Annotated in this window: 9 protein-coding genes; 2 read left to right on the forward strand and 7 right to left on the reverse strand. The window is 50.8% G+C overall.

Annotated features, from left to right (window positions below; genetic code table 11):
• Positions 1–42: 42 nt before the first annotated feature.
• From argS to SH451x_RS00085, 5 genes are all read right to left on the reverse strand, one after another.
• Positions 43–2019, reverse strand: a complete 1977-nt coding sequence (gene argS, locus SH451x_RS00065) for an arginine--tRNA ligase (protein ID WP_479360188.1) — start codon at positions 2017–2019, stop codon at positions 43–45.
• A gap of 90 nt (positions 2020–2109) precedes the next feature.
• Positions 2110–2661 (reverse strand): DUF6677 family protein, encoded by a 552-nt coding sequence (locus tag SH451x_RS00070; RefSeq protein ID WP_479360189.1) that lies wholly within the window; start codon positions 2659–2661, stop codon positions 2110–2112.
• A gap of 219 nt (positions 2662–2880) precedes the next feature.
• Positions 2881–4194 carry a lipopolysaccharide biosynthesis protein gene (locus SH451x_RS00075; protein ID WP_479360190.1) on the reverse strand — a complete coding sequence of 438 codons (1314 nt, stop codon included), beginning with the start codon at positions 4192–4194 and terminating at the stop codon, positions 2881–2883.
• Between the two features lie 122 nt (positions 4195–4316).
• Entirely contained in the window at positions 4317–4760 is a 444-nt protein-coding gene (locus SH451x_RS00080; RefSeq protein ID WP_479360191.1) for a 3-hydroxyacyl-ACP dehydratase FabZ family protein, read from the reverse strand.
• Between the two features lie 57 nt (positions 4761–4817).
• Positions 4818–6032: a PDZ domain-containing protein gene (locus SH451x_RS00085; RefSeq protein ID WP_479360192.1), complete on the reverse strand. Its 1215-nt coding sequence runs from the start codon at positions 6030–6032 to the stop codon at positions 4818–4820.
• A gap of 230 nt (positions 6033–6262) precedes the next feature.
• Here SH451x_RS00085 and SH451x_RS00090 point away from each other — a divergent pair, with 230 nt between their 5' ends.
• On the forward strand, positions 6263–7258 hold the full coding sequence (locus SH451x_RS00090; protein WP_479360193.1) for a GNAT family N-acetyltransferase: 996 nt from the start codon (positions 6263–6265) through the stop codon (positions 7256–7258).
• Positions 7259–7288: 30 nt separating this feature from the next.
• Positions 7289–7627, forward strand: coding sequence for a hypothetical protein (locus SH451x_RS00095; RefSeq protein WP_479360194.1), 339 nt, complete (start codon positions 7289–7291; stop codon positions 7625–7627).
• A gap of 156 nt (positions 7628–7783) precedes the next feature.
• Here the strand turns inward: SH451x_RS00095 and SH451x_RS00100 are convergent, their stop codons facing one another.
• Entirely contained in the window at positions 7784–8386 is a 603-nt protein-coding gene (locus SH451x_RS00100; RefSeq protein ID WP_479360195.1) for a hypothetical protein, read from the reverse strand.
• Positions 8387–8631: 245 nt separating this feature from the next.
• On the reverse strand, positions 8632–12201 hold the full coding sequence (locus SH451x_RS00105) for a tetratricopeptide repeat protein (protein ID WP_479360196.1): 3570 nt from the start codon (positions 12199–12201) through the stop codon (positions 8632–8634).
• Positions 12202–12523: the final 322 nt, after the last annotated feature.

Raw genomic sequence — 12523 nt, forward strand, 5'->3', positions numbered from 1 at the left:
ATGACGGTTGTAGTGAATGGGGCGGCAGGTTGGCCTGGGAGCCTACATTCTCTCGACCGTCGCGATACCCAGCAGTTCCAAGCCTTGTCGCAAGACCTGTTGCGTTAGGTTGACAAGAAGCTGACGCGTTCTGCCAATTCTCTCCGTTTCGGCGCGGGCAACGGGGCATTGATCAAAGAACGAAGCAAACTGTTTGGCGGTGTCAAACAGGTAGTCCGCCAAAATACTTGGCTGAAAATCCTGAAGAGAGTTTTTGATCGACTCTTCGAACCGCAGCAACTGGATCGCCAAGCTGCGCTCAACGGGATGCGTCAGTTCGACATCTTCGGTCGCTGGAATGGAATCAGCGAGATCGACTGCAGGATCGGTGCTTAACTTGCGAAGTATGCTAGCCGCACGCGCATACGAATACTGGATATAGGTAGCGGTATTGCCTTCCAGTTGGACCATCTTTTCAAGGTCGAAAACGTAGTCGCTCGTCCGGTTGTGGGACAAGTCGGCGTATTTGATGGCCCCGAGCCCGACTGCTGTTGCCACTTGCTCTTGCTCATCGCCATCCATTTGCAACGACGCCTTCTGCAGTCGTTCTTCGTCGCACACGACGGCACGAGCGCGGTCGATGGCTTCCTGAAGCAGCGATTCTAGTCCTACGACATCACCTGATCGCGTCTTAAAGGGCTTCCCGTCGGTGCCTAACACTGTGCCAAAGCTAATGTGTCGTAGCTCTAGGTCATACCCCAGCGCTTTTAGGGCCGCGAAAAGTTTCTGGAAGTGTTCACTTTGTCGATGATCAACGACATAGAGCATCGCATCGGGATTGAATTGCTCGAGTCGGTACTGCACCGTGGCTAGATCTGTGGTTGCGTAGAGATAAGCACCATCTTGTTTCTGGACGATCATCGGTGCATCGAAGCCATCCAAGAATACGCAAACCGCGCCCTCACTTTCCTTTGCCAAGTCTTTATCGACCAGCTCCTGTACAACGCCTGGTAAGCGATCGTTGTAAAAGCTTTCGCCCAACTGGTGGTCGAATTCTACGTTCAGGGCGTCGTAGACTGCGGCGATTGCAACCAAGCAGTGCGGCATGAATTGCTTCCACAGCGCGATATTTTGAGGATCGCCCGCATGCATCGCCGCAGTTTCGCGGAGTGCGGCGACTTCGATATTCGGATGCAATTTTGCAAACTCAGAAAGAAGAGGGTTAGCTTCCACTGCCGCGATTTTATTTCGAGCATCATCGATCTCCTCTTCCGTCGACTCGATACGACGCAGGGCTGCCCTGACAGCTTTTTCTGCAGCTTTATCATTCGGGTTGGCTGCAACCTGCGCGCGAGCGGCGTCGGCGTTTGAATGGCAATCGGCCAGTTTTGCAGTAAGCTCAGGCAAATCCTTTAACGACGACTCGTAGCCAATTAGTTGTTGAACTGTGCGGTACAGGCGGCTCAATTCCGCAACGGGATCTTTTTGGTATTGCGATGCATCTACAAAATGTTTGTAGCCATAGATGATCATTCCGAATTGAGTACCCCAATCGCCTAAGTGATTGTCGGTGATTGTCTGGTGGCCGACGAAACGAAGGGTCCTGGCAATTGCATCACCGATAACCGTCGAACGGATATGACCAACGTGCATTGGTTTAGCCACATTTGGCGACGAAAAGTCGACAACGTACGTGCGAGGAGATGTTGTTGCTGCAACGCCGCACCGACCATCGCTAGCGGCTTCGACAACGAGCTGCATAAGCAGCTCGGATTTCAAGCGAACGTTGATAAAGCCTTTTCCTGCAACTTCTACTGTCTCAAACATTTCACACGCTTGCAGACGATTCGCAATCTCCTGTGCAAGCTCGTCTGGTTTGCGATTGAGTTCTTTCGCCAACGCAAAGACTACGTTCGCTTGGTAGTCTCCGTGACCAGCATCACGCGTTGGGCTGACTCTTGTTGCATGAGCCTCAAAGTTCGGAGTGATTTCGCTAAGTGCGTTGGCGACTTGAGTTCGAACTTGTTCAAGCAATTGCATTCGTAACAGTCTCGGGGCTTGGAAAGGATTTAGGAAAGTATGTAAAGTCGGCTGTCAAAGACAGCGTGCATAAGGCCGTTGTTAGAGTAACTAACTGGCAGGTTCGGGCGCTGGATCGGTGGCGTTTTCTTCTTTCGACTTCTTCTTGGGCGCATGCTTTGGCGGCGGCAGCGGACCAGCATAAGCGTCGAAGATAACAAGGATGTTCAATATCCCTGCGATCATCGTGTAAAGCGTACCCAAATCGAAACCAGCACTTGATTCATAATGCCAGTCACTTAGGACATCGGTATCTCTGGGAGCCGCCATCCAGTTGCTGTCAGCAAACGTTTTGTTGTAATTCTTGAGCCAATACGCTTGTAAGGCTGCAGGCGAAGCGGGCAAACCCACGGCTCCTTGCAATACATACTGCCAGCGAAAGTCTTCTTTTGCCCACGAGCAGTAGACAACTTTCCCGCGCCCGATCCACAGTCCGCCGAAAAATAGTCCTAAAATGCACACCGCATAGATCAAGGCCTTCATTGTCCGACCTTGATAAGCATGCCCCGCGCCGGGGAATAAAAACGCCAAGACGGATGCAACCAGGGGATTGCAGAGCGTGATCTGGACTCCGTCGTAAGTCTTTGTTGTAGGTTCGGACATGCTTTCCGATAGATTTAGGGTGTCGCAAGTGTAAATGCTGCCGCGACCGCTCGATTCGAGACTTGCTGGCAGCGATATGTTTTCGGGAAAGCGGCCACGCACACTTCATGTGCAAGCGACGGAGCTTACCGCGAAACCGCTGGATTGTAATGCCTGAGAGACAATTCGGACATCCTTAAGCTTATTTGCATGAGTGATGCATTTGAGCACCTGCATTCGTTACGGAAGCTTGGAAGCATTGCGGCGGACGTCGCGGTAAACTGTGGATAGCACTAGGAAAAGTGAGATCAGTTGTGCTAGCGTCAGGCCCAAAGGCACTGCCAATGCCCCCAAACGGTCCCACCCCAGGTAGGTTGTCAAGAGAATCACGAAAACCCCCAGGACTCGCGGCGGAATGCTCGCTGCGGACATGTTTCGTGCGCGGAGATACGAATCAGCAGCCTGCAGCAAGCCGCGGATCGCAGCGGCAGGAATGAGAGCTAAAGCGAATTGAATCGCAGGATCAAAACGCTCGCCGTACAAAAACGGCAAAATAACCGGGATTGCCAAGGCTAAGACGATTCCAAAAACCACTTGCAGCAAAATTAACGCTAGCGAGGTACTCCACATCTCCTTTGGAGTTGGAAGTTCATCCGCTCTGGCCGCTCGATTGAACACGTAAAGCCCTGCGGCATTGGGAATAATCATCATGACGGATGCAACGGGCACTGCGGCAGCGTACGCCCCTACGGAGTCGAGGTCGGTGCTGGAAAGCATTCCAACGATCAGTACCATGTCGAGCCGCTCCATCACTTCGTTCGCTGCGATTGAGCCCGTGATGGGGCCCGCCGATCGAATTGTGTCGGAAAGCTGAATAGCGCCCGCACCGATCCAGCTACTATGCATTCCCCACTGGCAAAGACCGATAGCTAGAATCGAGGTCACTAGAAGGGTCCAACACGCCGCCGGGACAGTATTCCATCCCATGCCCCAAGATATCAACAGCCCCACAGGAAACGCTGCCCCGGCCACCAGCCGAGACACGTTGTAGCGAAACATCGCTCGGTTACCGTGATCAACCGATTGGACCGCCAAGCGAACTTGCTGAAATACAACTGCTAAAGCGCAGACCATCGCCATCGGCAGCAAATAACGTTGCTCCTTTGGCAGCGTCAGCGCGCTCAGCGTAGAACAGACGACGAACGTCATGAATCCGGCAAGCACACCATACTTCAATGCCGAACGCCGCACGGAATCTGCATCGGTGGAATTGGCCGCCAATCGAGCAAAGATTTCTGGAGCACCCAGCAAGCCCAGATACATGAGGGCTTGGGCAAAAATGAATGCGACGGCGAATTCGCCACGGCCGGTCGGCCCAAGCATTCTCGCTAGGACGATCCCTTGGATTGCAAAGAATCCGAAGACACCCAACGAGACACCGATCGTGCTCGCAACGCCAGTGAACTTGCGAAAACGCGTCAATACCGGTGGCGTAGGCAGCTTCTCAGGCTGAAGTTCGGCTGCCGGCGATTCATAGGTCGTGGACGAAGACAAGATTTACGATAATTGAAGGCCGGCGAACACTTGGACGCTTCCATAGTATTCGCAAAATCTATCGAATCACTGCTTGAGCCAATATTTTGACTATCTGAGCGTTCCCGTATTTCAAGTATGGCTCAATTTGCGGGGAGCGGCGCGACGGAACAAGCAAAATCGAGCCGAGCAGCTAGTTTTCCGCCCACGGTAACCTTCCCCGTCATGAAATAAGCAGTGGAAACAACGTCATTGAGCGTGACGGCGATCTCGATCGTGTCGCCGGGCCGAACCATGTGCTTGAACTTCACGTTGTCCATCCTGGTCGCAACGGGCACAATTCCTTCCTGAGGCGTGAACTTGCTAAGTAAAATCGCCCCGCTCTGCAACGCGCATTCGCACAAAATCACGCCTGGGACCAGTGGAAAGCCAGGAAAATGCCCCTGCGTAAAGTGCTCGTCGAGCGAGAAAGTTTTACGACAAACAATGCTTTTTTCGTCCTGCTGCACAATTTCGTCGACAAGCAACATGGGCGCGCGATGAGGAATGGCTGCCATGACTGCGGCGTTGGGCGATTCTGTTTGCATTAGATTTCTTTGCGAAAGTTGCGGTTGGCTCAATTGATGACAAGTGGAAATGGCAGGCTAGCGGGACTCGCGAAGTTGTTCAAGCTGCCTTTGTTTTTCTTCCAACTGGTTTCTTAGGTCCATCAATTGGGCTTCAAGTTCGTTGATTTTGCTAACGCCTCCGTACGGAACAGCGTCTGGCGGAGCGATCATAAGAGGTGGCTTGAGTGATTGCTGCGCAGGGTCGACGTTTGAGTCGAGCGTACCTAAACGCACATCGGCAGTGGAAAGGTTCCGGCCGCGAAAATATCGTAAGGTGACTATAGCGCCTGGCTGGGCTGTTTGAAACCAGCTTAGAATGTCTGTGTCTGATTGGATCACATTCCCTTCGGCTTCCACAATACAATCTCCGGGAGCCAATCCGGCCCGCGCTGCCGGCGAATTTGCAAAGACTTCCACAATCAATGCACCGCGTGGAACAGGAATACCAAATTGACGTCGCGCGGCTTCCGAAAGTCGCTCGACCTGAACTCCCAGCGATGGTCGTTGCTGTCCATCACGTTCAAGCGCAAGTTCGGGTTCTGTCCCAAGTTCCGCTTCGTATGGACCTTCGATGTTAGGAGCATCCGGAGGTAACTGCCCCGTCCGCTTCGCCAGATTCGCCGATCCCAGAACAACAACTTGAGGCAGATTGCGGCCGCCGCGATCGATCAGCAAACGGACTGACTCACGCGGTTTTCGCTGCAGGATCTCGCCTGCGAATTGATCCAAATTTGCGACTCCGTTGCCATCCACGGCTAGGATATTGTCGCCAACTCGAATCCCGGCTTTCCAAGAAGGTGATCCGTTTTGCACCTCAACAACTCGTAATCCGATGCCCCCACCGTTGAGATTCTCGGCGGTTAAGCCCAAATAAGGTCGATCGTTGACTTGAGCATCACTTTCGTTCGGTTGCGCAGGAGCGTTGTCGGCGGGAGGCTGGATCTCGAAAAACGGTGATTGTGTGCCGAGCGGTTCGACGGGCGAGACGGCAGGTACGTCGAGCGGATTTGCATTCGGCGTACTGGCACTGGGCTGGTTCGCGTTTGGACTAGGTATTGGCGGTGGCGTGCGGACCGGTGCCGGCAAGCTCTCTTCACTTTCTGTCGCGGCAGATGCGCCGGCGTCGTTGGCAGGTTTTCCTAGCCCCAGCCTGCGCTCAAGCTCTTGCAGGTAATTTTGCGCCTGTACGGAAGTGCCGACCAAGCATGTCGCTATCAAGGCCAATACACTTCGAAGCAATGTTTGTTTCATCGAGTTTCCTTCCTGCATACAATAACGGCACCCATCAACACGCCTGCTGGTCGAAGGAGGAATCGACCATAAAACAGTCCAGCCCCTTCGCCTTGTTCCTCTTCGATTTGTTATTCTATGCATCAAGGTCGTTTTCGCGAAACGGTTCGTCTGTTACTTGGGACCCTTGTTGCGGTCGGGAAATCATCCGGTCGACAGCTAGCGGCGGGTTATTTTAGCGGAGCTCCGCAATGCAATTATTTGATGGACGGCAAGCGGATCGAATCGTGGATCTTGTTTTTCGCGACCAACCGCCGGCCATTCGCCAGTCTGTCGTTCGCCTCGTACAAAATCATATCACCGATATGGGGGGCGAGACCAACTTTTTGGGCGGTTTAGCGACCCTTGCTTCCGGCGACTACGTTTTAGCTTACATTCTGCACTATCCTGGAAAGGTCGCGATCCTGACGGGGCCAAAGTCGCTTACCGAAGGAGAATCGCACCAGTCGCAGGAGGCTCGCGCCAGCTGCGCGAAAGAATTGTGCGACGTGCTATGCAGTGCGGCCTCCAGTCGCTGGGATCTAGAGATGCTACAAGTGTCGCTGCCCGACGGGAGTGCTTTTGAGAAGGATGTAATTGATTCCGCCGGATTCTTGGGACTGGCCGAACTGGATCAGTTGGTATTCGAACCCTCTGTCACCAGCAGTGGGTTTGCTGAAGCTCAGACTCGGTGCGACTGGAAAAGATTTACCCAGGACCAGTGGGATGCGTATGTCGACTGGCTGAATGCGACGTATCGTGGAACGCAAGATTGCCCCAAACTAAACTCGATTCGAACGACGCAATCGATGATGGATGCTTATTGGAAAACGGCAAACGCGACCATGGCGAGAGAGTCGGTAGCAGGCGAAGTCGCATTGCCCCAGTGGTGGGCGACGTATGACCCAGAGTTGAAAAGCGAGTCGGCTGCCATTCGCGCTGCATACTTGCTGACGCCGGTAAGTGAGGAAGTGTGGGAGTTAAGCTACATGGGGGTCGCAGAGCCTTACCGTAACCAGGGATTGGGCTCTGAGACGCTCCGTCACGCACTGCGTCAGTTAGACGAGTTGAAAGGCCGTCGGCTCTTGACGTACGTCGACATTGCCAACTCGCGAGCATCCTCTATGTACCTCAAGCATGGATTTGTAAAAATCGATCGCTGGAGCACCTACTACCGACTTCCCAATAAAGGTGTCAGGACTCTTTAACGGTTTCTTTCTTTTGACATGGAAAACTGCATGTACGAATCAACCACATTCTATTTTGGCCTGATCTGTTGCGGGGCCTCGAGCGTTATTATCGCGAGGGCCTGTGTTTCTCGAGGGCAAGAACTCTTTAGCACGGGTTATAGCGTTGGCCTTGTAGTGGCGGCTCTTTGCTATGTTTCTTTTTTCAACACTTCCCAAGAAAAGATCATTCGCGGGCTTCCGACTGAGATGGATGGCATGGATGCATTCTGTTTTGCTCAAGTTTTTGCTTGTGTTATTGGAATGGTGACGCTTTACACTGGCGGAAGTTTAAAAGCGGCGAATACTATGGTGAGAGATAGCGAATCGAAGCTGGGCGACTCGCAATAGCGGTTCGGCAGCAGATTTAAAGAAGCTATGCACCTTTGGTAAAGTTGCCAACTGTAATCCGCTGTCTGCCAAACTTGGGGAACTTCAAACTTCATACCAACGTAACCAATCATATAGCGTAATGCCTTAAATTTCCCAGTGAAAGTTACGGGATAACTAGTATCCATATCCGCTTGCATCAGGAATTAGAAATCGCTCAATGTACTTGGCAGTATCCAATCCATCCGGTGCTGAAAACACTTTAGCAAGGTTCTGCGCCAGTTGTGTTAAGGCCCTCTTTTCAGCCTCTTCTGTTGGGTAAAATCCATTGGATTCAGTGCGAATTCCATATTCTGAGCCCATTACGTCCGCTGTATTCTTTTCAAGTAGCCTTAGTTCCTCCAGATTGTTTTTACTTAAGTCGTCTTGTCTTTCTTTCACAAGCTGTCGCATTAGGGCCCAATCCTGTTTGCTCAATTTTGGAACGATGACAAAAAACACGACGCTGTCCTTCTTCCCTGCAAGTACTACGTCTGGACTTTTGTTTTCGCTTAACGCGGTACCGACAACGTTAGACATCTTTGCGGAGATTGCGATCTCGCCAGATTGATTGATCATTGTTTCCACGAGGATTGGGGCTTTATAGTGGACGTTTTTTGCCGCCTCGATTATCGCAGTACTAGCATCGAAATTAGAGGGGAGCGCTGTCTGAGCATTTATCTCCATCGCAATGGTCGACAAGAATAAATGAGCAATTAACAAAGATGTGATCTTAAACATATCTATTCACGCTGCGGTGGCCCAGGCTTCATGGAAACGTTAACACAGAAAAGTTGAGGGTGCGGAAGCGTTTCCTTAAGACCACTAGGATGCCAAGGAAGATCGCGCAAACTTTAATATTAACACGGGTTATAGTGTTGCGTTTGATGGCGCTGTCTTCGGTCGGGAATGAGCTGGTCTCCGGCGGCATCACGCCCACTATCGATTTTTTGCCTCGCTGATTTTCGCAGGCTACACCAATCACTTTAATGCCTGCGACGAAGTTGGTACGGAGATGCGATTACTTGTTGCCCTGGTTGTAGAAGCAAGTCTGATTCGCTCGCCTGAAGCAATTTGACCTGAACGCTGTATGCACTTGCGTTCGCCTCCGCTACTTCCGCTTGAACCTTCTCTTGAATGAAACCATTATTAAGAAGCACCAAGTCAACCAAAACGCGTTCGCCATTGTTCATCTTCTCGAGGACATCAAGCAGAGTAATCTGATCTTCAGTGTCCTCAGTTTCTTCGACTGAATATTGATATTCTGTACCGAAGTATGGCACAAATACGGTCCTGTTCGAAGTTGGCAATCGCCGATCAAACGGGAGACTGGAGGGCATGTCCGCACTCGTCCAAGTCGCTTTTGATTTTGGGTCATAAAGCAACACTAGAGGCTTGCCGGCAATCGATCGAATGATACCCAACAGGTCTTGCCGTTCAAAATTTGGCTCGTAGCTAGCTGACAAACTGATCCACTGCAGTTCGTTCGCTACCAAGTCGACGATAGAATCAGGTAGGTTTGGATCAATGCTCCGCGTTTCGTTTTGAATTTCAACGAAGAGTTGGTCCGTTTTGCTGAAACGAATCAACCAAGCGGACGAATTTGTACTTTTCTCATCTTCGTCCTTCAGTTCGATGCAGTCAATTTCCTGGTTCGGAAAGTACTCTTCTACAGCAGCGATGATTGAAGATTTCTCAGGCAGCTTGCCCGCTTCTGCAGCTACAATCAGTTCATCTTGAACCTGTTCCGTCATCATCCAACCATATGACAAATCAAGAGGCCATTGCGAAAGCAACTCTTTGGCAATATCTGGATGCTGACGAAGTATTCTTCCTGTTTCCGCAGTCCCCATCCATGAACTCACGTCCTCAGGTGCTGCGGTTTGTAAAAGTTGCATCAGCTTTTCCTTTTCGCCACTCGCTAGTAAAAGATGACCGCGACTACGCGAGAACTGCCTTTGGCTTTGCTGTGCAACTCGATCGATACTATCACAAAGACGCTCGCATTCGTCGAATTGAGAATCGCGAATATATAACGACGCAAGCGATTCTGCATTTCTCATCCACTCCCATTCATTCTCAGGTTCTTGTAGGTGTAGCAACTCGCTTCGAGATGCCTTGTTGCTCTGCGTGTCCCGCATCCAGTCAGCCAGATCAACCTCAGCCTCCAGTATCCCTATTTCAAGTTGTCTTTCCAGCGATTCTTGCTTTGACAACGCGACCCGAACGCGTTCAAAAGCGTCGATGTCTCGGAGCGAGATTAACTCGTCAAGCATGGCCAATTTCGTTTCCGTCGCAAATGGCTGGTCGAAATCCTGTTCCGTTGCGACTCCTGCTCTGGCGATCGCGATTCCTCGCTGTCTTTTCAACAGAATGGATGCCCATTCCGCACTGCCCTCTTCGTCACCGGTTGGCAATGCTTCCTGAAGTTCGATTGCTTTCAGTAGTTCGCGATCACCGCCACTCGGATCGTCAGACAAATAACAAGCTGCCGATCTGAGGCGATGAAGCAATAGTGCATCTTCATCCGACTCGGCAGCTTCGAGAATTTCAGCGGTATGAACAATTCGTTGTAGATCTTGTTTTAAAATGAGACCGTCAACAAAAGACGTAAGAAGTGTTTTATCGGTCGCGTAGCGTTCGAAGACCTTTGACGAATCTCCGATCCTTGCCAGAAGTATGCCCAGTTGTTTCGATACCCATTGGCGTAAATATTCTTCATTCTGAAAGCCTTCAGACTCGCTGATCTGCGGATCTGAAAATTCGTCTGCATGTTCATCAACGCGTTGTCCTACCTCTGCCGTCGCGACGTAGTATTTCTCAAGGCTTTCGATCGCAAGGGGAGCGTTGGTATCAGAAACGAGTCCGCCGCGAATCAGATGGGAGAAATGATTTTTCTGAACATACTCAGGCGCATTGTCGAGGGCTTGCTGTAGCTTCTGCTGGTTAAGGTAAACTTCTTCGTACGCGAATTGCAACGCGACATTCTTGAGATAGTTATTCGTCAAATCAGGATCGACAAAAATCAGGTCGAAACGGCTGATCGATTCGCAGTGGTTTACGTACCAATCTGAAATCGATTGACGAAAATCCTCATCCTTAGAGTTCGCAACGAGGTCTCTAAAGGAACTGGCCAATTGGTCAAAATCTTCTTGGCCACCGTTTTCTGCTTGTATACGAAGTTCCAAATATCGAATTCGATCGACATCTATGCTTCGCAATTTACGCAATTGGTCAACGGAGTCGCTTTCCAGCAAATCACGGGCAAGCAGTTCTTCGGCAACTCTATCAAAACCTGCAAGGGATGGGTCACTGCGTGCACTGGCGACGAGCAACGAAAGTGCGTTTGCTTGAGTCGCAGATGCCGACAACCGATACAAAAGTGAGGTGTATTCGGGGCAAAGCAACCATGAATCCAACATCCTGCGATAACCGTTGGTCGCATCGTCACCTTTATTGCGTTTGAGCAATTCATCACACAAGACCATGTTTATCGTGGGATGATCTGGACTGATTTCAAGTGATCGTTGGGCGAGAGAGATCGCCTCGCTTTCGTTCCCTTCAATCTGATGAATCATGGCTAAGGTATGCCACGCACCCCAAAGTCGCTTAGGGTTTTCAATGGACTTGAGCAACCTCTTGGCGTCATCGTACTTACTATAGTGCATGTAAGTCCACGCGATTCTCAGTTTTGCGACATTCTGGTCTTCGTCCAACATGCGAATCGATTCCGCGCGACGAATCTTCCGCAACGCTTCATTCTGATCTTCTGTCTGCAAAGCTTCACCAACCAGTTCCATCGCGATATCGTAGCCATCTGCATTGGTGTTCATACTATTTGCAAAGTAGTTTGCAAATTCATCGCTGTAGCGGCGACCATATTCAAGCCGCTGCCAATCGTAGACGACCCATTGTGATTGCTTCTTTGCAATGAACCACTGGGTAGAAAGAACGTTACCGCTTGAGTCATAGAACAACCAGTTGGCCGTTGCATACTTTCCATCTTCACTCAAAGCGACACTCAGCAGTGTTCCATGTTCATCCCGTTCCGCTTCAAGCTCTGCTCCATCCTGTATTGTGTTGCGAAGCGATATGGCAGAAAGCACGCCAATCTTTCCTCTTCCTCTTTTCAGTACTGCCGACTGGAAATATTCATTATCCAATAATACCGGCTGTTCGGATTCAGCCATCGCTTTCAGCCATGAAATCAAACTTTCGTTCTCGGGCGAAAGCGGTTGGCTCGTTTCCAACTCCTGAATCGGATCGCCAAGGAGTCTGACCTCGCGCAATTTTTGCTGCAATGCTATGTTAAACAGGCGTTCATCTGCGGAGAAACCGGAATCGATATCGGGCGCCACGATATTGACTTTTGGGTTGCTTACGGAGTGAGCTGCGAAGAAGCCGAACGCCACAATGCCTCCGCAGAGAAGAAAACTTAGAACGCCCAGAATTCCAAGAACAATCAGTATAGGATTCCCACCTGGGCTAGGCCGTCCGCGACCGTTCGGAAAGTTCTGAACGTCGTTCGCCGCGCTGTAGAAATTGGAATCGTTCATTTGCGAGTTATTAGGTAGTTTACGTTTGGCGTGTCAGTCGTCTTTGATTGACATGGGAAGTGACTGGACTCTTTGGCGGACGCGGGAACATATTCTGAAAAGCCGGGATTGATGCAATTCTAACCAAGAAAATGGAGTTGTGTTGATCTGTGAGGCCATTGAGGACGACCACGCTCAACACAAGTGCGCATTGCCGACAAATCTTTTTCGCTCAACGTTTGATTGCCCCGCTCGACGCAGTGCTCGATTGCACTCAGCCATCGGCTATCCGAGTCCAATTCACTACCAAAACAAAGAGTTGGTCGAAATAGAAATGACCGCC

The sequence above is a fragment of the Njordella aestuarii genome (assembly GCF_056494165.1).

What these genes read in the sequence shown, in the direction of transcription:
- SH451x_RS00100 (WP_479360195.1), bottom strand. Translation starts at nt 8,386, where the DNA reads ATGTTTAAGATCACATCTTTGTTAATTGCTCATTTATTCTTGTCGACC.
- SH451x_RS00085 (WP_479360192.1), bottom strand. Translation starts at nt 6,032, where the DNA reads ATGAAACAAACATTGCTTCGAAGTGTATTGGCCTTGATAGCGACATGC.
- argS (WP_479360188.1), bottom strand. Translation starts at nt 2,019, where the DNA reads ATGCAATTGCTTGAACAAGTTCGAACTCAAGTCGCCAACGCACTTAGC.
- SH451x_RS00080 (WP_479360191.1), bottom strand. Translation starts at nt 4,760, where the DNA reads ATGCAAACAGAATCGCCCAACGCCGCAGTCATGGCAGCCATTCCTCAT.
- SH451x_RS00105 (WP_479360196.1), bottom strand. Translation starts at nt 12,201, where the DNA reads ATGAACGATTCCAATTTCTACAGCGCGGCGAACGACGTTCAGAACTTT.
- SH451x_RS00070 (WP_479360189.1), bottom strand. Translation starts at nt 2,661, where the DNA reads ATGTCCGAACCTACAACAAAGACTTACGACGGAGTCCAGATCACGCTC.
- SH451x_RS00095 (WP_479360194.1), top strand. Translation starts at nt 7,289, where the DNA reads ATGTACGAATCAACCACATTCTATTTTGGCCTGATCTGTTGCGGGGCC.
- SH451x_RS00090 (WP_479360193.1), top strand. Translation starts at nt 6,263, where the DNA reads ATGCAATTATTTGATGGACGGCAAGCGGATCGAATCGTGGATCTTGTT.